The following is a 26638-nucleotide window of genomic DNA, read 5'->3' as shown; positions in this document are numbered from 1 at the left end:
AACCTCAGTGTGACGGCGAGGTGCCGATGTCGCACCCGCGGCTACGCTGCGGGAATGCCGTACGAGCTCAACGCCGTCATAGGACGGTTCGACCTGCTCAGGAGCCGGACCGCCGGGATTCGGGAGGCGGCCGTCGCCCCGCTCCGGCAGCGCATGGGACTGCTGCCCGTCACCGGACGGCTCGTCGAGGAGTTGACCGGTCCGGCGGCCTTCGAGCAGACCCTGGGCCACTGGGCCCGGGGCGGGCCGATCGCCCACGTGGAGGCGGACTTCCACGGAGGGGGCGGGCACCAGACCGCTGCCGTGTGGCGGGCCGGCGCGAAGGTCTGGGGCCCGGCCCACACCCGGGACTTCACCGGTCCACGGGAGGACTGGCCGGTCAATGCCGCGCTCGCCCTGCTCGGCGTCGTTCCGACCAGCGCCGAGGACGCGAGCCACCGTGACCTGTTCCTGGAGGTGGGGCTCGGCCGGGAACAGGACATGGACGGCTGGCGGTCGGCCGGCCTGGCCGCTCGGTGGGCGGCGAGCTACGACGAGTGGCACGAGGAGCACGCGAGAGCGGCGCGGGCCGCCGCGGAGGCCGAGAAGCGCAGGAGGCTCCCGGACGTTCCGGTGCCGCTGGACGGCAAGGCGATCATGGACCTGCTCGGCCTGCCCCCAGGCCCACTGATCGGTGCCGCCACCCGCCACCTGCAGGACCTGCACCTCGAAGGCGGCCCGCTCTCGCGGGACGAGGCCACGGCCCGGCTGCGGACCTGGGCGGCGGAGCAGGGGGCTACGGCACTGCCGCGAACGCCTCCCGGTGGTCGCGTGCCCACTGCTCGAACGTGCCCGCCGGCCGGCCGAGCACCCGCGGCACGTGATCGGTGACGTAGGCCGCACCGCCGGCGCGTGCCCAGCCGATACCGGTGACCATCCCGGCCGGCAGCCCGTCGAGCGCAGGCGCGTCGGCGATCCTGACCGGCCGTTCCAGCACGCCCTCCAGGATCGCCGCCTGGTCCGCGAACGTCAGCAGCTCCGGCCCGGTCAGGTCGTACCGCTGCCCGTCGTGCGCATTGCCGGTCATGGCGGCGACGGCGACCTCGGCGACGTCCCTCGGGTCGACGACGGCCTGCCGGGAGTCGCCGACCAGGTTCGGGATCGGTTCTCCCGCCTGGATCAGGGCCCGGTGCCACAAGAGGTTCGAGGCGAAGCTCGGCGGGCGAAGCATCGTCCACGCGAGCCCGCCGGCCTCGATCGCTTCCTCCGCGGCGAGGTGCCAGGCGCCGACGGTCGCCCCGTCGAACCGCTCGCCGCTGCCGATGGCGGACAGCTTGACGATCTTACGGACGCCTGCCGCCCGCGCGGCCGTGACCAGGGCGAGGTCGTGGTCCGCGGTCGGTACGGGGGGCACGGTGACGAGGAAGACGGTGTCGACGTCGGCCACCGCGCGCGCCAGCGACGCCGGGTCGCCGAAGTCGGCCCGCACCCCGCCGGGCCGCTCGCGGCGGGACATCGCCCGGAACGGCAGGCCCCGCTCGGTGAGCAGGCGGACGACGTGACTTCCGATGGTGCCGGTGGCACCGGTTACAAGGATCATGTCCCGACGATGACAGCGCTCCCCCGGCCCGTGATAGGAAGTTTCGGCACTGTCGCGGGCCCACTATCGTGGGCCGCGTGAGTTCTCTCGTCGTGCCGCCCGCCCTTCTGCGGTGGGTGGCCGGGATCGATGTCGCCACGGCGGCCGGGTCGGCGGCGGTCGACGCGCCCGACCACGCCACCACACTGATCGTGCGCGCGGACGAGCGCGAACTGATCGTCATGGGCCCCCGCACCCGGGCCGCCTATCACCTCGCCGCGCCCGGCCGCTCGTGCGTGCGGGTCCGTATGCGGCCGGGCCGGGCCCAAGCCCTGCTCGGCCGTTCGCTGAAGGGTCTCGCCGACGGCGCCCTGCCACTGCGTGAACTACCGGGCCTGGACGTCGACCAGCTCGCCGCCGATCCGGTCACCGCTCTCGCAGAGGCACTGGCCGACCGCCCGGAGCCGTCGGAGCGGCTCGACGAGGCAGCGCGTCTCCTGGCCGGCAGCACCGTCACCGCGACCGCGGCCCGGCTGCACATCAGTGAGCGCCGCCTGCACGCCCTGTTCACCGACGCCACCGGCCTGTCCCCCAAGCACTTCGCCCGCATCGACCGCGTCCGCACCGTACTCGCGGCCGGTGCGGGCCCATGGGCGGACATCGCCGCGACGGCCGGCTACTACGACCAGTCCCACATGACGGCCGAGTTCCGCCGCCTCATGGGCGTTCCGCCGGCCGCGTTCACCGCCGGCCGGCGCCCCGCCGCGACTTCGTGCACCGCCTGATCCTGCGCCACCTCTCAGTCCACCAGGGCCGAGCGGCGTTCGAAGACCTCGGGGCGCGCGCGGTCGAGGGCGGTGGCGACGGCGCCCAGCAGGACGGCCTCGTCGCCGAGGCGGCTCGGGGCCAGGGTGGGCCGCATCGGGCTGAGGTGGTTCAGGGCCTGTCCGAGGGGTTCGAGCAGCAGGTCGGCGCTGGCGCCGATGCCGCCGCCGAGGACGATCAGGTCCGGGTCGAGCACCGCCGACAGCACGGCCACCGCGTAGGCGAGCTGGTCGGCCGCGCGGCTCACCGCGGTGGCGGCCAGCGGGTCGCCGGAGCGCGCCGCGTCGAAGACCTCCTTGGCCGTCAGCGGGCCGGTCATGCCGAGGTCCAGGGCCGTGCGGACGACGGCGTCGGCCGCCGCGGCCTGTTCGACGGTGCCGCCCGGTGTCCCGTCGGCGCACGGCGGGAGCGGGACCAGGCCCACCTCGCCCAGCGCGCCGTGCGCCCCGATCAGCGGCTCGCCGTCCTTGACGACGCCGACGCCGAGGCCGGTGCCGACGAGCACGTAGGCGAACATCCGGCTGCCGCTCCCCCGGCCCTCGCCGAGCGTGTACTCGCCGAGCGCGGCGAGGTTGGCGTCGTTGCCGACGGTGATGGTGGTCGACAGCCCGTCCGCTATCCGGTCGAACAGCCCCGGCCTGCCCCAGCCCGGCAGGCTGGTGGCGTACCGCACGCCGCGCCGCTGCTCGTCCCAGACGCCGGGCGTGCCGATCACCGCGTGCACGATGTCCACCGGCGCCAGGCCGGCCTCGGTGGTGGCCTCGCGGGCCGCCGCCACCACCGCGTCGGCCACCGCGTTCGCCGTCCGCCCCTCGTTGGGGACGTCCCGGCGGGCCACGATGTCCCCGGCGAGGTCGGCGACGGCCACCCGCAGCCGGGCCCGGCCGATGTCGACTCCGAGGACGTGCCCGGCGCACGGGTCGGGCTCGTACAGGACGGCGGTGCGCCCGCGCTCGGGGATGAACCGCCCGGCCTCGCGGGCCAGCCCGGCGTGTTCGAGGGAGGCCAGGGCGGCGGAGACGGTGGGCTTGGACAGGCCGGTGTCGCGGGCGAGCTGGGCGCGTGAGGACGGGCCGCCGAGGCGCAGCCGTTCGAGCAGCAGCCATTCGTTGTTGCTGCGCAACCGCTGCCGGTTCCACGGCTGCGCCGGCACGGGGACCGGCGGAACGGTGGTCGGCAGGTCGCGGCTCATCAGGTCCTCCGGTCTCGGGCGTTGCGCGGTCGCGCGGTCCATCGGCGCGGGTCCGGAGCGCGCGGCGTCGGCGCCCGGGCCTGGGCACCAGCCAGTATGACCGGTCGTCACGCCGCTCACCGGCGGGTTTCCGCGCGCGGACGTGAGCCGGGTGAGCGGAGGAGAGAGGGGAGGGAGCGGGGCGGCGGAAGCGGTGGAACGTCACGCTCCTCTTGCCACTCTCAACTTATAGCGCACGGGGGGTCTTGCCGCAAGGCCCCGGTCCTGGCGCACAATCGTCGACCTGAACCGAAACCAGCCCCTCGGGGAGTTTGACGTAGTGCCTTCCCTTCTGTCGGAATCCCGGACCGGAGCCGCCGCCATGACCTCCCTCGCCACCAGCGCGTTCGCCCTCCCCGACCGCCTCCGTGCCAAGGCCGACCCGGCCCTGGTCTCCCGGGACGAGCGGCACTTCGCGGCCGTCGCGGCGAGCCTGGAGCAGGCGATCGCCGAGGTCTCCGACCAGCTCGACGCCGCCCGGCGGGCACCCGGCGGCGCCGGCCGGGCCGCGATGGACCGGGACGTGGAGGTGCACCGCCTCACCGGCCGGCTGCGCGCGCTGCGCCGCTTCGGCCTGGACCTCTGCCTGGGCCGGATCGTCCCGGCGGACGGCGGTGAGCCGGTGTACGTCGGCCGCCTCGGCCTCACCGACAGCGAGGGCCGCCGGCTGCTGCTGGACTGGCGCTCCCCCGCCGCCGCACCGTTCTTCGGCGCCACCCACGCCGATCCGGCGGGCCTGGCCAGCCGGCGCCGCTACCGCTGGACGGACGGGCGGATCACCGACTACTGGGACGAGGTGTTCGCCGCCGAGGGGCTGGAGGGGCATGCCGCCCTGGACGACCAGTCGGCGTTCATCGCCACCCTGGGCGGCAGCCGTTCGGCGCGGATGCGGGACGTGCTGGCCACCATCCAGTCGGACCAGGACGCCGTCGTGCGGGCCGGCTCGCGCGGCGCGCTGGTCGTCGACGGCGGTCCCGGCACCGGCAAGACGGTGGTCGCCCTGCACCGCGCGGCCTACCTGCTCTACTCGGACCCGCGGCTCGGCCACCGCCGCGGCGGCCTGCTGTTCGTCGGCCCGCACCAGCCCTACCTGGACTACGTCTGCGACGTGCTGCCCAGCCTGGGCGAGGAGGGCGTGCGGACCTGCACCCTGCGGGACCTCGTCGCCGAGGGCGCGGGCGCGGCGGTCGAGCGCGACCCGGAGGTGGCGCGGCTGAAGTCCTCGGCGGACATGGTGCGGGCGGTGGAGAAGGCGGTGCGGATCTACGAGGAGCCGCCCACCGAGGGGATGGCCGTCTCCACCGACTGGGGGGACCTCTGGCTGAGCGCCGACGACTGGGCCGACGCCTTCGGGGCGCCCGATCCCGGCACCCCGCACAACGAGGCGCGCGAGCAGATCTGGGCGGAGCTGGCCGAGATCCTGCTGGCCAAGCTGGACGGCGGCGAGGAGATCCCGGTGGAGACGTTCCTGCGCTCGCTGCGGCGGGACGAGGAACTGGTCGCCGCCCTGCACCGCGCCTGGCCGCTGCTGGAGGCGGCCGACGTGGTCGGCGACCTCTGGACGGTGCCCGCCTACCTGCGGCTGTGCGCCCCGTGGCTCGCCCCCGAGCAGGTGCGCCGGCTGCAGCGCGCCGAGGCGCAGGCCTGGACGGTCTCCGACCTGCCGGTCCTGGACGCGGCGCGGCAGCGGCTCGGCGACCCGGAGGCGGCCCGGCGCCGGCGCCGCCAGGAGGCCGCGCTCGCCGCCGAGCGGGACCGGATGGCCGAGGTCATCACGGACATCCTGGCGGCCGACGACGACGGCGAGGGGGCGGTGGCCATGCTGCGCGGCCGGGACCTTCGGGACACCCTGGTCGACGGGAGCGCGCTGCCCGCCGCCGACCCGGACCGGCTGGCCGGACCGTTCGCCCACATCGTGGTGGACGAGGCCCAGGAACTGACCGACGCCGAGTGGCAGATGCTGCTGCAGCGCTGCCCGTCGCGCAGCTTCACCATCGTCGGCGACCGCGCCCAGGCGCGGGACGGCTTCTCCGAGTCCTGGCCGGAGCGCCTCGCGCGGATCGGCCTGGACCGCGTCGAGGTCGCCTCGCTGAGCGTCAACTACCGCACGCCGGAGGAGGTCATGGCGGAGGCCGAGCCGGTCGTCCGGGCCGCCCTGCCGGACGCCAACGTGCCGGTCTCGGTGCGCCGCAGCGGGGTGCCGGTGGTCCACGGGAGCGTCGCGGAGCTGGACGGCGTGCTCGGCGGCTGGCTGGCGGAGCACGCCGAGGGCACGGCGTGCGTGATCGGCGACGCGGCGTTCGGGGAGGCGTTCCGGGCGACGTGCCGCGCGGAGTTCCGCGAGACGTCCCGGATCCGCTCGCTCACGCCGGAGCTGGCGAAGGGGCTGGAGTTCGACCTGGTCGTGCTCGTCGACCCGGCGTCCTTCGGCGAGGGCGTCGCGGGCGCGGTCGACCGCTACGTCGCGATGACCCGGGCGACCCGGCAGCTCGTCGTCCTCACCGGCCCCGGCCGGGCATGACCGGCCGTGCCGGTCGCGGCCCTCGACGGAAGGGGCCGCGACCGGCACGCCGGATCAGGTCCTGGCAGTCGTCCTAGCAGTCGGGGATGGTCGTGCCGTTGTTGTCCTTGGCCGTGTCGTTGCCCCACCGCGACAGGTAGAACGCCGACACCCACTGACCACTGGAGCCCACGTCCGGGTCGGTCTTCAGCCACCAGTGGTTGTAGCCGCCGCCACTGGACACCTCGCGGCCCCAGGCCTTGCAGTACACGTAGTTGGTGCCCTGGTACAGCGTCCCCGTGCTGCTGGTCGAGGTCGGCGAGCCGTACACCGGAGCGTTGGCGAAGGTGTCCACCCAGTACGTGCCGCCGCCCGCCGGAGGCGTGGTGGAGCCGCCGGACCCGTAGAGCCGGATGGCGCCGTAGTAGTCGTCGTGCGAGGAGAGCGCCGCCACCCGGACGTAGCCGCCGGAGTACGGGGCCTCGACGATCCAGCCCTGTCCGAGGTACATCGCGACGTGGTGGATGGTGGAGGCGGTGTTGCCGAAGTACACCAGGTCACCGGGGAGCAGCGGCGCGGTTCCGTCCGCCTCGTAGTAGCGGGCGACGGCTCTGGAGGTCGGCCACTGGGTGCGGGTGGTGCCGTTGATGACGTCCTCGCCGACCGCGAGGTAGTAGGCGTAGCGGACCATGCCGGAGCAGTCCAGACCGCGGACGTTGCAGTCGTTGGGCGCACCGTTGGCGGGGTCGCAGAGGCCGTACGTGGCGCCGGGCTTCGAGCCGTGGCCGCCGCCCCACGAGTACGGGGTGCCGATCAGGCCGCAGGCGGAGCGGACGGCGTCGTTCGCCTGCGACGCCGCGCCGGTGGAGAGCACGCCGCAGGCGGGCGCCGCCTGGGCGGCGCCGGCGCCGGCGAAGAACACCCCGACCGACACCAGCAGCGACAGCAGGGCCGCCCACCGTAACGGGGCGATCAGCCGACGGGAGAGAGGGTTTACGCGCGTAGTCATGGTCCCGAATCGTTTCAGCGGCGCCGACGGTGCGTCAATGATCATTAGGTGAACATGACGACACTCGCTTCACACCTCCCCCACGGGCCGTCCGCGTCCGCCCGGCGCGGACAGCCCGGCCGGCTCGGGCGACCCGGCCCGCCATGGCCGAGCTCAAGCGGCCCTCCGGACCTGAGCGCCGGGCGTACGGTCGCACTATCGGAATCCCACCACATGGTCAAGCACCGCCCACTCCGTGGGCGAGCCGCGCTCCGGGGCGTGATCATGGACCCATGCGGTTCCGGTACGGCAGAGGAGGAAAGGGCGGCACCCCGGCGGGCGCGGACGAAAAAGCGCTCGCGGAGGCAGCCGCGGCACTCGCCGGGAGCACCGCCGCGACTACGGACAGCGACCATCCGGACCTGCCGGGTGAGCTGCTCGCCGCCCTGCCCACCGCCGTGGGGCTGCTCGACGCCGAGCTGCGCTGGCTCCACCTGAACGCGGCGTTCACCACCGTCACCGGCCTGCGCCGGGCCGACCTGCTCGGCCGTCCGGCGGAGGCGACGGCCTTCGCGGGCGCCCTCGGGACGCTGCGCCGCGTCCTGGCCGACGGCCGGGACCGCGAGCACGCCACGGGCGGCCCGGACGGCCCCGGCGCGCCCGTGCCCCCGGGCCTGCGGGTGCGCTACCGGCCGCTGACCGCCGCCGGCCGGATCACCGGCGTGGTCGTGGTGGTGCTGGACGACCCCGACCCCGTCCAGGAGCTGCGCCGCGAACTCGCCCGGGCCCGCACCCGCCTCGCCCTCCTGGAGGACGCCGCCGAGCGGATCGGCACCACGCTCGACGTCGACACCACCTGCGCCGAACTGGCCTCGTTCGCCGTGCCCCGGCTGGCCGAGCTGGCCACCGTCGACGTGCTGCCGCCGGACGCCGACGCCCGCAACGGCCTCACCCCGGACCGGCGCTTCCACCGGGCCGCGCTCGGCTGCGCGGACGCGCTGCGCCCCGCCGTGGAGCCGCTGCCCCGCCCCGGCGAGTCGGTGCGCCACCACGAGGGCTCGGTCGCGACCCGCGCGCTGGCGTCCGGCGTCGCCGTGCTGCTCGCCCCGCGCAGCGCCGAAGAGCTGGCCGAGGCCGCGCCCGACGCCGCCTGCGCGGCCGCGTACCGGGCCGCCGGGGTGACCTCGCTGCTGGTGGTGCCGCTGACCGCGCGCGGCCGAACGGTCGGACTGCTGACGCTGGCCCGCACCGCGGCCTCCCCCGCCTTCGGACCAGACGACGCGGTGCTGGTCGGCGACCTCGCCGCGCGGGCCGCCACCGGCATCGACAACGCGCGCCGCTACACCCGCTCGCAGGGCATCGCACTCGACCTCCAGCGCGCCCTGCTCAGCGAGCCGGGCCACCCGCACCAGAACCTCGAACTCGCGTCCCGTTACCTGCCGTCCGGCAGCAGCTCGGTGGTCGGCGGCGACTGGTACGAGAGCGTCCGGCTGTCCTTCGGACGGACGCTGCTGGTCATGGGCGACGTGATGGGCCACGGCGTCGCGGCGGCCGTCGACATGAGCCACTACCGCGCCGCCCTGCGCGACATCGCCGGCACGGACCTGCCGCCGCACCGGATCCTGCGCCAGCTGGACGCCGTCATCGCCGCCGACGAGTCCGCCCGCCCGGCCACCTGCCTGCTCGCCCTCGCCGACCCGGGCCGGGGCCGGTGGACGTTCTCCAGCGCGGGCCACCTCCCGCCGGCCCTGATCGCGCCCGGCCGGCCCACCGAACTGCTGCGGATCCCGACCGGACCGCCGCTCGGCACCGGTCTCGGCGGCTACGAACAGGCCGGCCGCGACCTGCTGCCGGACGAGACCCTGCTGCTCTACACGGACGGCCTGGTGGAGCGGCGGGGCGAGGACATCGACGCCTCGCTGGCCCGCCTCGCCGCCCTGCACCTGCCCGCCACCGGCCCGCTGGACGACCTGCTCGACGCCGCGCTGCGCGGCGTCGGCCCGGCCACCGACGGCCCGGCGGAGGACGACATCGCCGTCCTCGCCGCCCGGCCCCGGCCGCGCTCGTAGAGCGCCGCCGCCGCGGCGGCGGGGGATCAGAATCCGGTCAGGGCCTGCTCCAGGTCGGCCCAGAGGTCCTCGGGGTGCTCGATGCCGACGGCGATCCGGACGGTGGCCGGGCCGATGCCGGCGGCGGTCAGCTCCGCGTCGGACAGCTGACGGTGGGTGGTGCTGGCCGGGTGCAGCACCAGGGTGTGCACGCCGCCCAGCGAGGGGGCGAGCGAGGCCAGGCGGACCGCGCCCACGAAGGCGCGGGCGGCCTCCCGCCCGCCGGCCAGGTCGAAGGCGAACGTCCCGCCCTGGCCGTCCGGCAGCAGCCGGAGGGCCCGCTCGTGGTCGGGGTGGCCGGGCAGGCCCGGGTGGTGCACGGCGGCCACCGCCGGGTGGGCGGCGAGCCGGCCGGCCAGGTCGAGGGCGGCCTCGCAGTGCCGGCGCATCCGCAGGCCCAGGGTCTGCATCCCGCGCAGGGTCAGCCAGGCGGCGAACGGGTCGAGCGCCGCACCGTGCTCCACGGCGTGCTCCCAGACGCGGTGGTGCAGCCGCTCGTCGGCGAAGACCGCGAGCCCGGCCAGGACGTCGGAGTGGCCGCCGAGGTACTTGGTGGCCGAGTGGATCACGAGGTCGGCGCCGTGCTCGATCGGGCGGCAGAGCAGCGGCGTGGCGAAGGTGTTGTCCACCACGCTCAGCACACCGGCCGCGCGGGCCGCGCCGATCAGCGCCGGCAGGTCGGTGACGCGCGCGACGGGGTTGGAGACGGTCTCCAGGTACAGCAGGCGGGTGGTCGGCCGCAGGGCGGCGCGCACCTCCCCGGGGTCGTCCCCACGCACCTGGGTGACCTCGACGCCCCAGCGTGCCGCGAGGTCGGCGAGGGTGGCGAACGTGCCGCCGTACAGGCTCTGCTGGGCGATCACGTGGTCGCCGGAGCGGAGCAGCGCGTGCAGCACGGTGGTGATCGCGCCCATGCCGGAGGAGGCGGCCAGGGCCCCGCTGCCGCCCTCCAGGTCGGCCACCGCGCGCTCCAGCGAGCGGACCGTCGGATTGCCGAACCGGCTGTAGTGGAACGCCCCGTCGGGGCCGCCGAAGGCCTCCGCGAGCGCGTCGCTGTCGGGAAAGGCGAAGACGTGGCCCTGGTGCAGCGGCACGCCCAGCGGGCGGCTTCCGGTCACCTCCTCGATGGGAGGGTGGACGATCCGGCTCTCGGGGCGCAGCCCGCGGTGGTGGTCGCTCATGCCGCCCATGGTGGCCCGGTCGGCGGAGCCGGAACAGGGCCAATCGCGCTCAGGTGGCCCCGAACGACCGCACCGGCCGGGGCCGGTGGCCGCCGGATGGCCACCCTCCGTGGCCGTCGGCGGTGGCGACCGTCAGCGGAGGCCGTCGCCGGACCGCCTCGCCCAGCGCCGCTGCCAGAGCGCGAACGGCACGGCCGCGGCCACCGCGGCGGCCTCCGGCGCCGGCGGCGCGGCCGGCCGCTCCCCGCCGGGGAGGGCGCCGCCCGACGCCAGGCCCTGCTGCCCGAAGGTGTCCGGCACCGGCAGGGTGTCCCAGCGCGACAGCGGCCACGCGATCACGAACGCCCGGCCGACCACGTTCTTCACCGGGACGAACCCGCCGCCCGGCTCGTTGACGTGGAAGCGCGAGTCGCGCGAGTCGTTGCGGTGGTCGCCCATCACCCACAGGTGCTCCTCGGGCACCTTCACCTCGCCCACCGGCGCGTCGTCGCACGGCGTCGAGCCCGGGAACAGGTACGGCTCGTCCAGCGCCACCCCGTTGACCTTGACCGGGCTGCCCTGCCGGCACTCGACCGTGTCGCCGCCGACCGCGATCACCCGCTTGATCAGGTCCTTCTCGTCGTCGGACGGCAGCAGGCCCACGGTGCTGAGCACCGAGCGGATGCCCTCGACGACGGCGTTGCCCTTCTCCCGCGGCAGCGTGTCCAGCCAGCCGCCCGGGTCCTTGAAGACCACCACCTCGCCGCGCTCCGGCTCCGCGCCGAACCACGGGGTGAACTTGTCGACCAGGACGCGGTCGTTCTTCTCCAGCGTGTGCTGCATCGAACCGGAGGGGATGGAGAACGCCTGGACGAAGAAGGTCTTGATGCCCAGCGAGAGCAGCAGGGCGATGCCGACGAGGATCGGCAGTTCCTGCCAGAGCGGCCGCTTCTTCTTCGCCGCCTTCCCGCTCCCGCCGCCCGCCTCGGCATCGGCGTCGGCCTTGGCCTTGGCCTTGGCCCGGTCGCCGGCGCCGTCCGCGCCGTCCGCGGCGGTGGCGGCGGTGGCGGCGGTGGCCTCACCGCCAGGCCCGGGCGCGCCGGGCGCCGCGAGACCGACCGGGCCCGTCGCACCGCCCGTCGCACCGCCGACCGCACCGCCCGCCGCGGCGCCCGGCGCTCCCGGACCGTCCGCCGGGCCGGTGCCCGCGCCGGCCTCGCCGCTGCCCGTCGAACCCGCGGTCTCCTCGATGCTCATCCCTGGCCCCCTCCGGACGGCCCGGCGGGCCCCGCCGCGGGACCCCCCGTTGTCAGCTAACGAACGGTGGTTCCCGCCGACCCGTCAGAACGTACACCCGTAACCCCGCGCGGCCTACGCCGTGCCGCCGGTCAGCATGATCCGCGCGACCAGCTCGCGGCGGCTGGCCACCCCCGCCTTGGCGAACACCGACTTCAGGTGGTCCTGCACGGTGTAGGGCCTCATCGCCAGCAGCCGCGACACGTCCCGGGTGTCGCACCCGCGCACCAGCAGCAGCGCCACCTCCTGCTCACGCGCCGTCAGCCCGTACGCGGAGAGGTAGAGCGGCATCGCGTCCGCGGGCGTGGCCGGGGACGCCACCACCGTCACCTCCCCCTCGCTGCCGCCCTTCAGGGCCGAGCCGTGCAGCACGTACCAGCGGCCGTCGCCGTCCTGCACCCGGATCTTGGACTGCGGCACGGCCACGCCGCGCGCCGCCCGGCGGGCCTGTTCGGCGGCCACCGCGAACGCCGTCGGCACTCCGAGCGAGGTCCGGCTCGGATCGGCCAGGCGCCCGAGCAGTTCCTCCGCCGGACCGGAGAGCGCGAGCGGCCGGTTCGCCGGACCGAGCAGCACCACGGCCGGGCCCCCGTCCCAGCCGTCGCCCCCGGGGGCCGGAGGCAGGTGGCAGGCCCGCAGCGCGTTGCCCAGATGGCGCGCTGCGAGGTCCGCGAGGTCCCGCTGCTGGGCCAGGTACGGCCCCCGGTCGGCGGCCCGCATGAACGCGGCGCAGCCCCACATCCCGCCGTGCGCGTCGAACACCGCCCGCAGTTCGTCGCCGAACCCGGCCGGTCCGATCAGCTCACGGAACCGCGCGCTGTCCGCCGGCCGCCCCCGGGTGGCCCGGCTGAGCGTCTCGGCGCGCACGCCGCTGAGGCGGATCGCGGGGAAGGTCGCCACGTCGTCCGACCACACCTCCAGGCGTACGGCGTCCTCGAACCCCGCGAGGCTGAGGTCGTCACTGAGCACCGAGGTCACCAGCCCGGTCGCCGGGTCCGCCGAGTGCCAGCAGACCGCGTCGTACTCCAGTGCCGGCCGCAGCAGTTCATCGGCTCTGCGGAACACCTCATCGGCCGTCAACCCCGCTCCGGCGAGCTCCCGGAGCCCCTCGATCGCCTGTTGCGCCGCCACCCCACGTGCCCCACGTGATCCCATGGCCCGGAAGCTAGCACGCACACCGACCACCGGCCCATGCGCCGACAGGCGGATCCGCCCTCCTCCTCACGAGGGTCCGCGCGACCACGGGAGCGCCCCCACGGCCGATGACACCGGCCTCGTGCACCGGCTCCCGGCCCGCACCCAAGTCGACGACACCGCAACCGGGTTGGGAGCGGCCGAGGAACGGCCCACTTTGCAGAACTTCTTTTGCAGAGCGCCCGGGAACCGCTACCCTCCTCGCATGCTGGACGACGGACAGCGGCGCAGCCTCGACCCCGAGCAGGACACCGCCGCTTTCAAGGCCCTCACCCACCCACTGCGGATCCGCCTGCTCGGGCTGCTCCGCCAGGACGGCCCGGCCACCGCGAGCGAACTCGCCGCGCGGACGGGCGAGTCCTCCGGTTCCACCAGCTACCACCTGCGCGTGCTCGCCAGGTACGCCTTCGTCGAGGAGGCGGAACACCGCGACGCACGCGAACGCCGCTGGCGCGCGGTGCACCTGATCACCTCCTGGGACGCCCGCGCGGTGCACGCCACCCCGGAGGGCCGGGCCTTCGTCGAGTTCTCCCGACGGCACCAGATCGACCACCTCGCCCGCTCGCTCGCCCGGCACGAGGAGGACGTCGCCACGGGCCGGCTGGACGGGACCTGGTCGGCCGCCGCCGGCATCGACGACCTGATCCTGCACCTCACCCCGGAATCGCTGGCCGAACTGCGCGCACTCGTCCACCGGCGGGCCCTCGAACTGGCCGAGCGGGACCGGGACGCCGACCGCACCGAACAGGTGGTCCTGGTCACCGCCGCGATCCCGCTCGCCGCCGGTGGTGCCGCGTGAGCACGCCGTCCCACGAGGCCGCCGCCCGCCGCAGGTACCTGACGGTCACCCTGCTGTTCTGGTTGCCGATCGGTCTGGCGACCGCTCCACTGGTACTGCTGTTCACCGCGCGCGGGCTCGGACTCGGCGCCGTGGCGGGCCTGTTCGCCGTGCACTCGCTCACCACCGCCGCCCTGGAGCTGCCGACCGGCGGGCTCTCGGACGTCATCGGGCGCCGGCCGGTGCTGGCCGCCGCCGGAGTGCTCGACCTCGTGGCCTTCACCCTGCTCGCGCTCGGCGAGGCGTACGGGGTGCTGCTGCTCGGGATGGCGCTGATGGGCGCCGGTCGGGCCCTGGCCAGCGGACCGGCCGAGGCCTGGTACGTCGACACGGTTCGCGCCCAGGCCGGGCCGGAGGCCGACCTGCGGCCCGGCCTGGCCCGCGGCAGCGCCACCGGCTCGCTCGCCCTCGCGGCCGGCACCCTGCTCGGCGGGGCGCTGCCGTGGCTGCTGTCCGTCCTGGACGTCCAGGACGCCTTGGACGCCTTGAACTCCATGGGCTCCATGGGCTCCCTGGGCGGCGCCACCGTCCTGCCGCTCTCGGTACCGCCGCTGATCGCCGCCGCCGTCGAACTCGCCTACGTGGTCCAGGTCTGGGCGGCACTGGCCGAACCGGAACGCCCGCCCGCCGCCCTGCGCACGGTGTTCCGCAGCGTGCCCGCCACCGTGCTGACCGGGCTGCGCCTGGGGCGGCGCGACGCGGTGGTCCGCCGGGTGCTGCTGACCGCCGCCGCGACCGGCGTCGGCCTGGGCGCCGTCGAACTGCTCACCCCCGGCCGGGCCGCCGAACTGACCGGCGCGGCCGAATCCGGCGCGGGCGTGGTCGGCCTGCTGAGCTGCGCGGGCTTCCTCTGCGCGGCCCTCGGAGCCCGGCTCGCGCCCGGTGCGGCCGGACGCTCCGACGGCAGCCGGGCCGTGCTGCTCGGCCTGGCCGCCTGCACCGCCGGCGTCCTGCTGCTCGCCGTCACCGCCCGCACCGCCGGTCCGGCCGCGGCCGCCGCGGCCGCCTTCGGCTACGGCCTCAGCTACCTCGGCCTAGGCACCGCCGGCCCGAACCAGAACGCCCAGCTCCACCAGCGCGTCCCCACCGAAACCCGGGCCACCGCGCTCTCCGTCCAGTCGCTCGCCCTGCAGCTGTGCGGCGCCCTGTCCGGCCTGGCCCTCGCCCTCCTCCCGCCCGGCCCGCCCCGCTGGCTCCTCGCCGCCACCGCCCTCGCCGCGGCGGCCCTCCTCTGGACCGGCCACCGCCCCGACGGCAGCCCGCCCGTGCCGGTGACCGCCCCGACCGGCCGCCGGATCACCGGGACGCGCGCGGGGCGGTCCGCTCGTGGACGGTCCCTCCGGGGATGAACCAGCCCGCCCTCTTCCGGACGGCAGCAGCCCTCCCGGACGGACGGCCGCCACTCGGCGGGACGGCCGGGCAACGGCATCTCGCCCCGGCCGCCTCCCGCGCGGACCACTCACCCCTACAGCCAGTCGCGGCGCTTGAAGATCAGGTAGAGGCTGGTGCAGACCAGGGCCATCAGGGCGATCGCGAAGGGGTAGCCGAAGGCCCAGTGCAGTTCCGGCATCGTGTCGAAGTTCATGCCGTAGACGGTGCCGATCAGGGTCGGCGCGAAGAGGATGGCGGCCCAGGAGGAGATCTTCTTGATCTCGTCGTTCTGGGCGTGGCCGGCCTCGGCGAGTTGCTTCATCTCCTCGTTCTGGCGCTGCGAGACGAGGGTGGCGTTGACGGTGAGGATGTTCTGCAGCATCTGGCGGAAGCCGTCGACCCGCTCGGCGGCGTAGGTGGCGTGGTCGGCGACGTCGCGCAGGTAGCGCTGGAGCTCCTCGTCGGTGCCGTACTTGCCGAAGCCGGCCTCCAGGCTGCGCATGATCTCCAGCAGCGGCCGGGTGGCGCGCTGCAACTCGATGACCTCCCGGGAGAGTTCGTAGATGCGCCGGGACACCTGCGGGTCGCCGCCGAAGACCTCGGTCTCGATCTCGTCGATGTCGTGCTGGAGGCCGGCGATGACCGGGGCGTAGCCGTCGACGACCGCGTCGAGCACCGCGTAGAGCACGGCCTCGGGGCCGAGGGCGAGCAGTTCCGGGTCGGCCTCCAGGCGGCGGCGGACGGCGGAGAGGTCGGGGGCCTGGGAGTGGCGGACGGTGAGGACGAAGTCGGGGCCGACGAAGAGGTGGATCTCGCCGAAGTCGACCTCCTCCACGTCGTCCAGGTAGCGGGCGGCGCGCAGCACGACGAACAGGGTGTCGCCGTAGCGCTCCAGCTTGGGGCGCTGGTGGGCGACGATGGCGTCCTCGATGGCCAGTTCGTGCAGGTTGAACCGCTCGGCGGCCTCCAGCAGCTGGGACTCGGCGGGGCGGTAGAGCCCGATCCAGGCCATGGTGCCGGGCTTGCCCGGCAGCTCGCGGTAGACGTCGGCCAGGTTGGCGGCCGACTGCACGCGGTGTCCGTCGCGGTAGACGGCCGCGTCGACGACGGAGCGCTCCAGGCTCACCTGCTCGACCGGCTGGTCCGGGCGCGGGTCCATCGAGTGCTCGGGGGCGGGCTGGGCGGCCGCGTCGTCGGCCGGGGAGACGGGACGGGTGAAGGGGAGCTTGCTCGCGCGCACGGCGCGCACACGCCAGTCGGACATGGCGGGGTACCTCCGCGGTTCGGGGGCCGCCGCACCCGGGAGCGTGGCTCGCGGGGTGCGGGGCGGGCGGGAGGCGCCCGGCCGTCCTCCACCGCGCACGGCGACCGGGCCGCGCGCGTCCGCGCCGGGGTCAGCGGCGGGCGGTGCGGCGGCGGGGGTCGGGAGCCGTACGGGAGGAGGGGCGCCGGGTGCCGGGAAGGGTGGGGGACGTCCTGGCCCGGGTCCTACTTCGACCCGGACTACTACTGCACTCCACTGCTCTCACCTCCTCGCCGTCGGGACGCCCGTGCGGGTCGCCGTTTCCGGGCCACCAGGAGGCTCCACACCGCCGGGCGGGCACACGCGGGCGCCACGACGGCGGGTGGGCACCCCTGATCTCGTCAGAGCTTTGGCACGCCACGGCGTAGCGCCCCGGTATTTCCGGGCCGCAGCCACTTGGGGTCACCCCTTAGGCCGGGGAGACCTGTCCTGACCCTGGGCGTCTCTCGACGTCGTGGGGTCAGTGGCCTGTGTCCGTGGCGACGCCTCACCGAACGAGGTGCCTTCACAACCTCCACGAGTCTAGTACCCGCCGGAGGGTTTCTTCGACCGGGGGGAGGGCCACGAACCGCCATCGGGGGGAGCGGCCCGGCGCTCCCCCGCCTGACACTTCGTCACGTGTCGGCGCGCGGGCGGCCGGTCAGCCGGACGGCGCGAGGTGGGCCGCCACGTACGGCACGGCGACCGCCTCCAGCGCGCCGGGCGAGCCGAACGCCGGGTGGACGTTGACCTCGAAGACCACGCCGCCGCTCTGCGCCGCGAGGTCGACGGCGGCGAACGGCAGCCCGACCGCCCCGGTGGCGGCCACCGCGAGCTCCGCCAGGCCGGCGGGCAGCTCCTCCAGCGGGAGCGGGGTGGAGACGGCGCCCCGGGCGAGGTTGCAGGGCTCGTCCGGGTCGTCCTGCACGTGTTCGACGGCCCGCAGCGGCCGCCCGCCGAGCACGGTCACCCGGTACTGGTGGCGGCGGCCGTCCGCGGTGAAGTTGCGGGCGTCCTGGGCGAGCAGCCAGTCGGTGCCGGCCCGCGCGTAGCACTCGGCCGCCTCGGCGAGCTGGGCACGGGTGGTGACGTGGAACACGTCCTGCCCGCTCATGCCGACGGCCGGGCGGGCCCAGACGTCGCCGCCGAGCCGCTCGAACACCGCGACGGCCTCGGCGGCGGTGGGCCGGGAGAGCGTGACGGTGGGCATCTGGCGGACGCCCGCGCGGGCGAAGCGCTCGACGGCGAGCCGCTTGTCGCTGGCCGTGCGCCAGCCGTCGTGGGCGGTGCCCAGCGAGCGGACGCCGTGCTCGCGCAGGGCCCGCTGGAGGTCGGCGAGTTCCGTGCGCCGGTGCGGCGGTATCTCGTAGAGGATCACCGCCCGGGCGGTCGGCGCGAGGCCTTCGGCGGGGACCTCCAGGGCGAGGCCGTCGCCGGTGCCGCGCAGCCGGCCGCCGCCCGCCGGCCCGTGCGGTCCGCCGCTCATGAAGTGCCGCGCGTCGAGCAGCACCGGCGCCCGCCCGGTGAGCCGGCGCACGGCGGTGGCGAGCGCCTCCCGGCTGCCTTCGGTCGAGCTGTGATCGGTCATCAGAACGAGCTCGCTGCGCCCCATGGAGCCATCGAACATGTCGCGGACATGCCCACGCAAGGGCTTCCGGGAATTCGAGGCTCCGGACGGGGCACGGGCCACCACCCCGATCGAGTGGACGGCATTGCCTCCGGCCGCCCCCGGGAGGTGTGCTCGAAGGACGACGTTCCGTCACCACCCCGGGAGAGACACGCGTATCCGAACCGGCCTCGCGGCCGCCGTTGCGGCCGCGGCCGACGTCCTCGCCGTCCCCATCGACCTGACCCCGAACGCCACCGCCACGTGCCACAGCGGTGGGTGACCCGATCACCGCCTCCGGCGGCCGGCCTGGTACGACGACCGGCCCCGCCGGCCTCCTCGGGCGGGCCTGCCGCACCGCCCACGGCCGCGCCGCAAAAACCGGATGCGCCCACCGGGCACCGCGGGCTACCCTCGGCGCCATGTCGACGCCCCGCATCTCCTAGCTGACGGACCCACCTCCACGCCACCCGTGTGTCCGTTCGCTGTTACGGAGCGTCATCCCCTTGATCACCACCCGTGGTGTCGACGTGCGCGTCGCCGCCCGCCTGCTGCTGTCCGACCTCACTCTCCACATCGCCCCCGGCGACCGCATCGGCCTGGTCGGCCGCAACGGTGCCTGCAAGACCACCCTGCTCGCCACGCTCGCCGGCCGGCTGCGCCCCGCCGCCGGTACCGTCACCCGGACCGGCCCGGTCGGCTACCTGGCGCAGGACTCCCGTGCCGCCGACCCCGCCGTGACCGTCACCGCGCGGATCCTGTCCGCGCGCGGCCTGGACACCGCCGTCCGGGAGCTGCGCGCCGCCGAGAGCGCCATGGCCACCGCCGCCGACGAACGCGCGCAGCGCCGCGCGATGGCCGCCTACAGCCGGGCCGAGGCCGAGTTCCAGTCCCGCGGCGGCTACCCCGCGGAGGCCGAGGCCGCCCGGGTCGCGGCCGGCCTCGGCCTGCCCGACGGGGTGCTGGACAGCCCGCTCGGCGCGCTCTCCGGCGGCCAGCGCCGCCGGGTCGAGCTGGCCCGGATCCTCTTCGCCGACCACGGCACCCTGCTGCTCGACGAGCCCACCAACCACCTCGACGCGGACGCCGTCGCGTGGCTGCGCGGCTACCTGGCCGGCCACCCGGGCGGCCTGGTGCTGATCAGCCACGACGTGCCGCTGCTCGCCGACACCGTCAACCGGGTGTTCCACCTCGACCCGCAGCGCGCCACCGTCGACGTCCACAACACCGGCTGGGCCGAGTACCTGGCGCAGCGCGCGGCCGACGAGCGCCGGCGCGCCCGCGAGCGGGCCAACGCCGAGCGCAAGGCCGCCGCCCTGCACGCCCGGGCCGACCGGATGCGGGCCAACGTCGCGACCGCCGTGACCGCCCGCTCGATGGCCCGCCGGGCCGACCGGATGCTCTCCTCGCTCGAACCCGTCCGCCGGGCCGAGCGCACCGCCCGGATCCGGCTGCCCGAACCGGCCCCCTGCGGCCGGATGCCGCTCGGCGCGGTCGGCCTCACCAAGGCGTACGGCGGGCGCGCCGTGCTCGACGGGCTCGACCTCGCCGTCGACCGCGGCAGCCGGCTCGTCGTGCTCGGCCCCAACGGGGCGGGCAAGACGACCCTGCTGCGCCTGCTGGCCGGCCGCGAGGCCCCGGACGGCGGGCGGGTCGTGCCCGGGCCCGGGCTGCGGCTCGGCTACTTCGCCCAGGAGCACGACACCCTCGACCCGGAGCGCAGCGTCCGGGAGAACCTCGCCTCGGCCGCGCCGGGGCTCACCGACGGCGACCTGCGGCACGTGCTCGGCGCGTTCCTGTTCCGGGGCGACGACGCCGACAAGCCGGCCGGGGTGCTGTCCGGCGGCGAGAAGACCAGGCTCGCGCTGGCCGGGCTGGTCCACTCGGGCGCCAATGTGCTGCTGCTCGACGAGCCCACCAACAACCTCGACCCGGCCTCGCGGGCCGAGGTGCTGGCGGCGGTGGGCGGCTACCCGGGAGCGATCGTGCTGGTCACCCACGACCCCGGGGCGGTGGAGGCGCTGCGGCCGGACCGGGTCCTGCTGCTGCCCGGCGGGGACGAGGACCTGTGGAGCGAGGACTACCTCGACCTGGTCGCCGCGGGCTGACGTCCCCGCCCCGGGGCGGCGTCAGGGCTTGCGGGCCTCGATGAGGAACCGGGCGGAGCGGGCGACGAACGGCCCCTCCGCCCGGATCAGGGCGTCCAGCTCGCGCAGCCGCTCCCCGTGGGCCTCGACGGTGAAGCCCGGGACCATCCAGATCACCTTGCGCAGGAACCAGACCACCGCGCCGATGTCCCGGAACTCGACCCGCAGCCGCTCGGAGCGCAGGTCGAGCACCTCCAGCCCGGCGGCCCGGGCGGCGTCCGCGTCGTCCTCCGGCCGCCGGGCCCGGCGTGCCCGCGGCTGCGGCCCCAGGAAGAACTCGACCAGCTCGAACACCGAGGCCGGACCGATGTGCTGGGCCAGGTAACTGCCGCCCGGGCGCAGCACGCGGGCGATCTCCGGCCACCAGACGCTCACCGGGTGACGGCTGGTCACCAGGTCGAAGGCGTCGTCGGCGAAGGGCAGCGGGGGCGTGTCCGGCCCCGCCACCACGACCGCGCCGAGCGGGTGGAGCAGGGCGGCCGCCCTGGCCGCGTTCGGCGGCCACGACTCGGTGGCCGCCATCGTCCGGGGGAAGCGGTCCGCCACGCCGGCGAGCACCTCCCCGCCGCCGGTCTGCACGTCCAGCGCCGCCGAGGCGTGCGCCAGCCGCTCCCCCAGCAGCCGCTGGTAGCCCCAGGACGGGCGCTCCTCGGTGGCCCGGCCGTCCAGCCAGGAGAAGCCCCAGCCGTCCACCGGGGCCTCGGCCGCCTCGTCCACCAGCTCCTCGAACGTGCGCTCCATGCCGCCCATCCTGCCCCGGCCGCCTCCGTGGCGGCCAGCCGGTTCTACAGCTGCGCGGCGATCAGCTCGTTGCCGTAGAGGTCGCGGAAGTGCAGCGAGCGGCCCGGCCCGCCGTCCGGCACACCGGGCCGGGTGGCCACCCCGAGCCGCGCCAGCCGGGCCGCCACCCGGTCGAGGTCGTCCGTGTGGAGCACCAGCAGCGGCATGCCGCCCGTCTGACACCCCACCGCCGCCCGCGCCTGCGCGGACTCGGCCGGCATCAGCCACAGCCCCGTCCCCGCCCCGCCCGCCGGACCACCCGCCGGACCGACGTGCAGCAGCCGGTAGCCGCCGAGGTCCCCGTCGAAGAGCACGGTGAAGCCGAGACCGTCCCGGTAGAAGGCGAGCGCCGCCTCGGCGTCCTCGACCAGCACCACCGTGCGGCCCACCGCCGTGAACAGCCCTGTCGCAGCGTCGTGTTCGTCATTCATGCCGCGACCGTAGACCACCCCACCGACACCCGGGCCGGCCGCCGTCCTCCCGCCGCGGCAGGCACACGATCCCCTCGTCGCCGCCGGACCGAGGCCCGGTGGCGGCCGGGCCTTTCTGCCGCGCGAGTCAAGGGCTGAGGCGTGTCTGGCAATTCCCGCCGGGCGTGCGGCGCCAGGGCACGCGCGGCCCCAGCCTTCGGCCGGGAGGTACCCCTACGCCGCGTTGTCGTCGGTCACCGATGGGCCCCCTACCCGGCGGCCGGCCCGAAGGCGCGGATCCGGCCCGGTTCAGGTGACGAGGCGTTCGCCGCAGGCGGTGTCGGACTCAACGCCTAGGGTGGTGGCTGCGTCGGCGGGCAAGGAGTGGAGCAGTGCGGATCGAGCGTCATCAGCTGCCGGTGTCGGTGGTCTCGGCAGTACGTGCGGAGTTCGAGGACAGGCTGTCCACACAGATCCGGATCATGCGGACGCACGCCGCGGGCAGCCGCGAGTGGCGGGAGACCGCCGAGGTGTTCCTCGACTACCTGGGCGCGCTGTCGGCCGGGACACCGGCTCTCGACACCCCGGAAGCGCGGACGATCCTGCGAAACGCCGCCCTGGCCGCCGGCGGAGCGGTGAAGTGCGCGGCATACGCGGGGTACGAGCGGTTCTCCGTCGGCATCGACTACGTCAACTTCGGGACCATCCACGAGCTCGACGAGAACGAGACCGCCTCTCCGGTCGACCCGGCGGCCTGGACCGAGGCGTTCTGCCTCGTCATCCTCGCAGGGCAGGTGGACGAGTTCGGCGAGTCCTTCGACTTCACCCGCACTGTCGGCGACGACGCGGCCGGCGACCCCTCGGCCGAACTCGCCCGGGGTCTGCTGAGCCAGGCGAGCGGCTACATCGTCGACGACCGCACCGCGAGCCACCCGCCGAGCGTCCAGGAGCAGCTCGCCGCCCTCGATGCCGCGCTCACCCGCATCCGGACCCGACGGGCCACGGGCGGCGACCGCCTGCCCGGCCACCCCCATACCGTCGCTCTCCAAGCCCTGCGTGCCACGGTCGCGGGCGACCGCGAAGCCTTCGACTCCCGACTCGCCGCACTCCTGCTCCAGCACAGCGCGACGCCCGGCCCCGGGTCCCGAACGAGCACTCTCCTGGCACTCCTGCCGCTCGCCCTGGCCGCGCTCGCCTACCGGGCCCAGTCCTGGACGCCGGGTGTGGAGAGCGACTACCTGCCTCACAGCCTGGTCACCGGTCCCGAAGGATCCGGCCGGCCTCTCCCCCGGTGATCAGGCCCGTAGGAGCCACGACACGGCAGCCCGCGGGGGCGGTGGGATACGGGTCGCGGTGAACGGTGAGTGCGCCCTGGCCAGGGAGTCAGGCGCTCGGACGGTGCGCGGAGCAGGAAGTCGGCCCGTCCGACGTCCTGCTCCGGCGAGGCCACGCACGGTCGGTCACCGGGTGCCGCCGGCGGCGCGCACCCGGGCGAAGGCCTCGCCGGCCAGGTCCGCTTCTGCCCGCCGGGTGGCCGTGCTCCCGGCCGCGAATCGCGTCGAGTGCTCGGCGGGCGGCCTTCCGGACCGCCTGCCGGAGTGGTCGGTCACGGTAGGCGTTCGGCTGCGCCGCAGAATCCGTGCGCGTCGGCTACCAGATCTGGACTCCGCCGCGGATCCGCAACGCCCGGCGGGCGGCGTCGAGGACGTTGTCCAGCCGATCGGCGATCTCGCCGGCGCGCTGGGCGACGGGCTTGGGTGAGTCCCTGTGAGCGGCAATGGACTCGATGTTGTTCAGGAGCAGGAGGACTTCCTCGATGAACTCCGGAACGTCGTCCGGCAGAACGCGGAGCCCGCCTCCAGCCAACCGGGGGAAGAAGCGTGCGCCGAGCGAGCGGACGGCCTCCGATCCCCAGACCGTGGTGCGCCAGCTCTCGAAGCCGGCAAGATCAGACGACCCTTCGGGAACGTCGAGGAAGCGGGACCCACCGTTCTCGTCAACGGTGAACACGTCTACCACCAAGCTCATGCGCGCAGTGGACCACGCCCTCGGCCGGACGGTCCACGTCTTTCGCGCCGCGGTCGGCGGGAGCGGCCGGGGCGCGGTCACGGGTCCGGCAGGACGCGCTTCCGCACATCCGGTTCGGGTGGCCGGCGAGCCGTTTCAGGTCGGCCGGAGGTCCCGGTCGGCGCGGTGGGCGGCGACCGTCCAGGCGGCGGTGACGGCGTGATGGGCGCGGGCGGTGGCCTCGGCGGTGTCGGTGGGGAGGTGCAGCGGGGTGCCGAGGTGAACGTGCAGGGTGGGGCGGCGGACGGGGGCGGTGGCCAGGCCGGCGAGCTGCTTGAGCGGGCCGCCGGAGCTGAGCCGGCGGGACCCGGCCTGGCCGAGCGGGACGACCGGTGCGCCGGTGGCCCGCGCCAGGCGGGCCAGGCCGCTGCGGAACGGTCCGGGCGGCAGTTCCCCGGAGTCGCGGCGGCGCGGCAGCCCGCCCTCGCCGTAGATCAGCACGATCCGCCCGGCCGCCAGTGCCGCGGCCGCCGCGTCCAGCGACTCCGCCGCCCGCGCGGTGCCCCGGCGGACGGCGATGTGCCCCTCCCGGCGCAGCACCGTTCCGAGCACCGGGATCCGCCACAGCCCGGCGGCGGCCAGGACGACCGGCCGGGCGCCGAGCCGGTGCAGGGCGGCGAGCACGACGGCGGGGTCGGCGAGCGAGGTGTGGTTGGCCGCGACGATGCTGCCCGGCGCGGGGCAGCCGGCGGCGGCGGTGTCAGTGGTGTCGGCGGTGTCGGATGCGTCGGCGGTGATGCGCAGGCGGCCGACGGCGGGCAGCAGGAGGGCGGAGGCGCGGCTCAGCATGGCGGTGAAGTGGATCCTCGGTGACGGCGGGAGCGGGTCCTGTCCGCCAGTCTGCGCGGAGCCCGGCCGGTGGCGCCTGAGTACCCGTACTCAGCCGTTCCTGGGGAGGGCCCCGGTCCCGCCGGCCGCTCACCGCGCGCCGCGCGCCGGCGGCGTCTAGGCTCGTACGAATGAGGCGATTGGATGTCATCGACCGGGCGCTGTTCCATCAGATCGCGGCGGCCCACCGTCCCTTCGGCACGGGATCGCTGACCGGCCGCTGGCTGCGCCGGCTGAGTCACGCGGCCGACCACGGGATGCTCTGGCTCGGCACGGCCGCCGTTCTCGGCGCCGTCGGCGGACGGCCTGGGCGGCGGGCGGCGCTGCGCGGGGTGAGTTCGCTGCTCCTCGCCTCCTCGGCCGCCAACATCGCGGCCAAGCAGCTCACCCGTCGTCCGCGCCCGCCGCTGGACCCGGTGCCGCAGGTCCGGAGGTTGCTGCGCCAGCCGGTCACCACCTCCTTCCCCTCCGGCCACTCCGCCTCGGCCGCCGCCTTCGCCACCGCCGTGGCCATCGAGTCCCCGGCCGCGGCGGCCCTGGTGGCACCGGCCGCGCTGGCCGTCGGCGTCTCGCGGGTGTACACGGGCGCGCACCACCCGGGCGACGTCCTGGCGGGCTTCGCACTGGGCTCGGCACTCGCGGTGCTCACGCTCCGCTGGTGGCCCCGCGCCTCCCACCTGCGGCCGGCCGCCGGGCCGCCGCGCCGCCCCGCCCCGGCGCTTCCCGAGGGGGCGGGCCTGTCGGTGGTGGTCAACTCCGGGTCCGGCAGCGGCGCGCTGACCTCCGACGGCCCCGAGGACACGGCCGACGCGCTGCGCGCCCTGCTCCCCCGGGCGGACGTCCGGCTCTGCGGGCCCGAGGACGACCTGCAGGCCCTGCTCACCGAGGCCGCCGACCGGGCCGCGGCGGCCGGCGGCGCGCTCGGGGTCTGCGGGGGCGACGGCAGCGTCAACCTGGCCGCCGGCCTGGCCGTCGAGCGGAACCTGCCGCTCGCGGTCTTCCCCGGTGGCACCCTCAACCACTTCGCGCTCGACCTCGGCATCCACGGAATGGAGTCGACGGCGGAGGCCGTGACGGCCGGCCGGGCGTGCGGGGTGGACCTCGGGGTGGCCGCCGACGACACCGAGCGCCGGGTCTTCCTGAACACCTTCAGCCTGGGCGTCTACCCCGAACTGGTCCGGATGCGCGAGGCGTTCGAGAACCGGCTCGGCAAGTGGCCGGCGCTGGCGGTGGCCACCGCCCGGATGCTGGCGACCGCCGAACCCGTCACCGTCCGGGTGGGCGGGCGCGACCGCCGGCTCTGGCTGCTGTTCGCGGGCAACGGCGCCTACGACCCTCCCGGCTTCGCCCCGACCCACCGGACCGGGCTCGCCGACGGCCTGCTGGACGTCCGGGTGGTCGACGGCGGGCAGCCGCTCGCCCGGACCCGGCTCGCCGCCGCGTTCCTGTCCGGCACGCTCGCCCGCTCCCGGGTCTACCACTCCGCCCGGCTCCGGGCCCTCGACCTGGAAGCCCTCGGCGACGCCGAACGGATCGCCGTCGACGGCGAGTCGGTGCCCGCCTCCGGCGCGCTCCGCCTCGCCAAGGCGCCGCGAGCACTGACCGTCTACCGGCCCGAGCCGGCCTGAACGGCCCCGGAAGCTCCCGGGACGGGCGCGACCGGCCTCGGTGGCGTGACCGCATCGACGAGCCCACCGACCCGACCGGCCCGTGGTGTCGGCCCGCGGTGTCGGCCGCTTCTCCGACCGACTGGCCGCCGATTAGCACCCGGTGCGGGCCGGCTGGGAGGCGAGCGTGGCCCGGCAGGGCTCGGATCTCGGCGCGCTCCTGCGGGACCGGCTCGGCGACGCGCCGACGGAGGTCCTCGACCGTGCCTGCGGCATCGGCACCCAGGGGATCGGGCTCGCCGCGCGCGGCCACCGGGTCACGGGTACCGATCTCAGCCCGGTGGCCTGCTGCTGCTCCCCACCCGCCCGTACGACGAACGTCGGCGCAGCCGGCCGACGGCGGCGCCGCCACGGGTGTCGACGGACGGGGGCGGCGAGGACTGGGGACCCGGGCCCGGTGGTGGGCGGGAGAACGGGAGCCCATCTGACGTCCAACGAACGATCGAGCCGGGCGACACGTGCATCAACCCGTTCGGGTGACATTCCTATGCCTGACGCAGTGTCGGTCCCTAGAGTTCGAAGCACTGTTGGTCCACGAAGGGATAACCATCATGTACCGCACCGTCCGCACGTTCGCCGTCCTCATCGCCGCCGTCGGCGCCGTTTCCCTGCCCACCCAGGCCTTCGCCGACGAGGTGACGGTCAACACCACGACCATCACCGTTATCGGCACCGGCAACCAGCTCGCCGGCGGCGAGATCACCAACGTGGGCGGCGACGCCATCATCGGCTCGTTCGACGGCATCGACGTCCACTGACCCCACCCGCCCCGTCGAATCCGC

General features: G+C 75.5%; 22 protein-coding genes and 1 riboswitch. Of the genes, 10 read left to right on the top strand and 12 right to left on the bottom strand.

All coding sequences use genetic code 11. The annotated features are described in order from the left end of the window. Positions 1–54 precede the first annotated feature (54 nt). Entirely contained in the window at positions 55–870 is an 816-nt protein-coding gene (locus ABT238_RS12640; protein ID WP_350563022.1) for a hypothetical protein, read from the top strand. Here the strand turns inward: ABT238_RS12640 and ABT238_RS12635 are convergent. Then, positions 776–1579: an NAD(P)H-binding protein gene (locus ABT238_RS12635; RefSeq protein WP_350757041.1), complete on the bottom strand. Its 804-nt coding sequence runs from the start codon at positions 1577–1579 to the stop codon at positions 776–778. The genes ABT238_RS12640 and ABT238_RS12635 overlap by 95 nt on opposite strands. Positions 1580–1656: 77 nt before the next feature. Here ABT238_RS12635 and ABT238_RS12630 point away from each other — a divergent pair, with 77 nt between their 5' ends. Further along, the gene (locus tag ABT238_RS12630; protein ID WP_350563018.1) at positions 1657–2343 is read left to right on the top strand and encodes a helix-turn-helix domain-containing protein; all 687 of its coding nucleotides are present in this window, start codon (positions 1657–1659) and stop codon (positions 2341–2343) included. A 14-nt stretch (positions 2344–2357) separates the two neighbouring features. Here the strand turns inward: ABT238_RS12630 and ABT238_RS12625 are convergent, their stop codons facing one another. Next, positions 2358–3575 carry an ROK family transcriptional regulator gene (locus ABT238_RS12625; RefSeq protein WP_350563016.1) on the bottom strand — a complete coding sequence of 406 codons (1218 nt, stop codon included), beginning with the start codon at positions 3573–3575 and terminating at the stop codon, positions 2358–2360. 361 nt (positions 3576–3936) lie between these two features. Between ABT238_RS12625 and helR the strand changes: the two genes are divergently transcribed. Next, positions 3937–6135 carry an RNA polymerase recycling motor ATPase HelR gene (helR, locus tag ABT238_RS12620; RefSeq protein WP_350757038.1) on the top strand — a complete coding sequence of 733 codons (2199 nt, stop codon included), beginning with the start codon at positions 3937–3939 and terminating at the stop codon, positions 6133–6135. Between the two features lie 73 nt (positions 6136–6208). On the opposite strand, the gene ABT238_RS12615 is transcribed toward helR, so the two are convergent. Beyond that, positions 6209–7123 (bottom strand): C40 family peptidase, encoded by a 915-nt coding sequence (locus ABT238_RS12615; RefSeq protein ID WP_350757035.1) that lies wholly within the window; start codon positions 7121–7123, stop codon positions 6209–6211. Positions 7124–7395: 272 nt separating this feature from the next. On the opposite strand from ABT238_RS12615, the gene ABT238_RS12610 reads away from it, so the two are divergent. Continuing rightward, positions 7396–9171, top strand: a complete 1776-nt coding sequence (locus ABT238_RS12610; RefSeq protein ID WP_350757032.1) for a SpoIIE family protein phosphatase — start codon at positions 7396–7398, stop codon at positions 9169–9171. 26 nt (positions 9172–9197) lie between these two features. On the opposite strand, the gene ABT238_RS12605 is transcribed toward ABT238_RS12610, so the two are convergent. From ABT238_RS12605 to ABT238_RS12595, 3 genes are all read right to left on the bottom strand, one after another. Next, positions 9198–10391: a trans-sulfuration enzyme family protein gene (locus tag ABT238_RS12605; RefSeq protein ID WP_350757029.1), complete on the bottom strand. Its 1194-nt coding sequence runs from the start codon at positions 10389–10391 to the stop codon at positions 9198–9200. A 132-nt stretch (positions 10392–10523) separates the two neighbouring features. Further along, positions 10524–11627: a signal peptidase I gene (lepB, locus tag ABT238_RS12600; protein WP_350757026.1), complete on the bottom strand. Its 1104-nt coding sequence runs from the start codon at positions 11625–11627 to the stop codon at positions 10524–10526. A gap of 114 nt (positions 11628–11741) precedes the next feature. Then, positions 11742–12746 (bottom strand): helix-turn-helix transcriptional regulator, encoded by a 1005-nt coding sequence (locus ABT238_RS12595; RefSeq protein ID WP_350757023.1) that lies wholly within the window; start codon positions 12744–12746, stop codon positions 11742–11744. A 319-nt stretch (positions 12747–13065) separates the two neighbouring features. Here ABT238_RS12595 and ABT238_RS12590 point away from each other — a divergent pair, with 319 nt between their 5' ends. Both ABT238_RS12590 and ABT238_RS12585 read left to right on the top strand, forming a co-directional pair. Beyond that, positions 13066–13659, top strand: a complete 594-nt coding sequence (locus ABT238_RS12590; RefSeq protein ID WP_350563001.1) for a winged helix-turn-helix domain-containing protein — start codon at positions 13066–13068, stop codon at positions 13657–13659. Next, on the top strand, positions 13656–15047 hold the full coding sequence (locus tag ABT238_RS12585; RefSeq protein WP_350757020.1) for an MFS transporter: 1392 nt from the start codon (positions 13656–13658) through the stop codon (positions 15045–15047). Before ABT238_RS12590 ends, ABT238_RS12585 begins: the two co-directional genes overlap by 4 nt. A 116-nt stretch (positions 15048–15163) precedes the next feature. On the opposite strand, the gene ABT238_RS12580 is transcribed toward ABT238_RS12585, so the two are convergent. Next, positions 15164–16333: a magnesium and cobalt transport protein CorA gene (locus ABT238_RS12580; RefSeq protein ID WP_350562997.1), complete on the bottom strand. Its 1170-nt coding sequence runs from the start codon at positions 16331–16333 to the stop codon at positions 15164–15166. A gap of 362 nt (positions 16334–16695) precedes the next feature. Continuing rightward, positions 16696–16878: riboswitch (M-box (ykoK) riboswitch) on the bottom strand. Between the two features lie 134 nt (positions 16879–17012). Next, a complete protein-coding gene (locus tag ABT238_RS12575; protein ID WP_350562995.1) occupies positions 17013–17963 on the bottom strand; it encodes an ATP-grasp domain-containing protein in 951 nt (316 codons plus the stop codon). A gap of 500 nt (positions 17964–18463) precedes the next feature. Here ABT238_RS12575 and ABT238_RS12570 point away from each other — a divergent pair, with 500 nt between their 5' ends. Then, positions 18464–20065: an ABC-F family ATP-binding cassette domain-containing protein gene (locus ABT238_RS12570; protein WP_350757017.1), complete on the top strand. Its 1602-nt coding sequence runs from the start codon at positions 18464–18466 to the stop codon at positions 20063–20065. Positions 20066–20086: 21 nt separating this feature from the next. On the opposite strand, the gene ABT238_RS12565 is transcribed toward ABT238_RS12570, so the two are convergent. Beyond that, positions 20087–20845 carry a class I SAM-dependent methyltransferase gene (locus ABT238_RS12565; protein WP_350562991.1) on the bottom strand — a complete coding sequence of 253 codons (759 nt, stop codon included), beginning with the start codon at positions 20843–20845 and terminating at the stop codon, positions 20087–20089. Positions 20846–20889: 44 nt separating this feature from the next. Further along, the gene (locus ABT238_RS12560) at positions 20890–21315 is read right to left on the bottom strand and encodes a VOC family protein (protein WP_350757014.1); all 426 of its coding nucleotides are present in this window, start codon (positions 21313–21315) and stop codon (positions 20890–20892) included. A gap of 371 nt (positions 21316–21686) precedes the next feature. Between ABT238_RS12560 and ABT238_RS12555 the strand changes: the two genes are divergently transcribed. Beyond that, a complete protein-coding gene (locus ABT238_RS12555; protein WP_350562987.1) occupies positions 21687–22589 on the top strand; it encodes an Imm49 family immunity protein in 903 nt (300 codons plus the stop codon). 355 nt (positions 22590–22944) lie between these two features. Here ABT238_RS12555 and ABT238_RS12550 read toward each other — a convergent pair whose 3' ends face one another. Further along, entirely contained in the window at positions 22945–23322 is a 378-nt protein-coding gene (locus ABT238_RS12550) for a hypothetical protein (protein WP_350562985.1), read from the bottom strand. Positions 23323–23457: 135 nt separating this feature from the next. Beyond that, a complete protein-coding gene (locus tag ABT238_RS12545) occupies positions 23458–24150 on the bottom strand; it encodes a lysophospholipid acyltransferase family protein (protein ID WP_350562983.1) in 693 nt (230 codons plus the stop codon). Between the two features lie 170 nt (positions 24151–24320). Here ABT238_RS12545 and ABT238_RS12540 point away from each other — a divergent pair, with 170 nt between their 5' ends. Next, on the top strand, positions 24321–25817 hold the full coding sequence (locus ABT238_RS12540; protein ID WP_350757011.1) for a bifunctional phosphatase PAP2/diacylglycerol kinase family protein: 1497 nt from the start codon (positions 24321–24323) through the stop codon (positions 25815–25817). Between the two features lie 590 nt (positions 25818–26407). Next, entirely contained in the window at positions 26408–26614 is a 207-nt protein-coding gene (locus ABT238_RS12535; protein WP_350562979.1) for a hypothetical protein, read from the top strand. Positions 26615–26638: the final 24 nt, after the last annotated feature.

Source organism: Kitasatospora sp. NPDC001527 (assembly GCF_040298605.1).
Lineage (GTDB): Bacteria > Actinomycetota > Actinomycetes > Streptomycetales > Streptomycetaceae > Kitasatospora.
The sequence above is the reverse complement of the archived record's forward strand: the minus strand, read 5'-3'. Positions and strand labels throughout refer to the sequence as shown.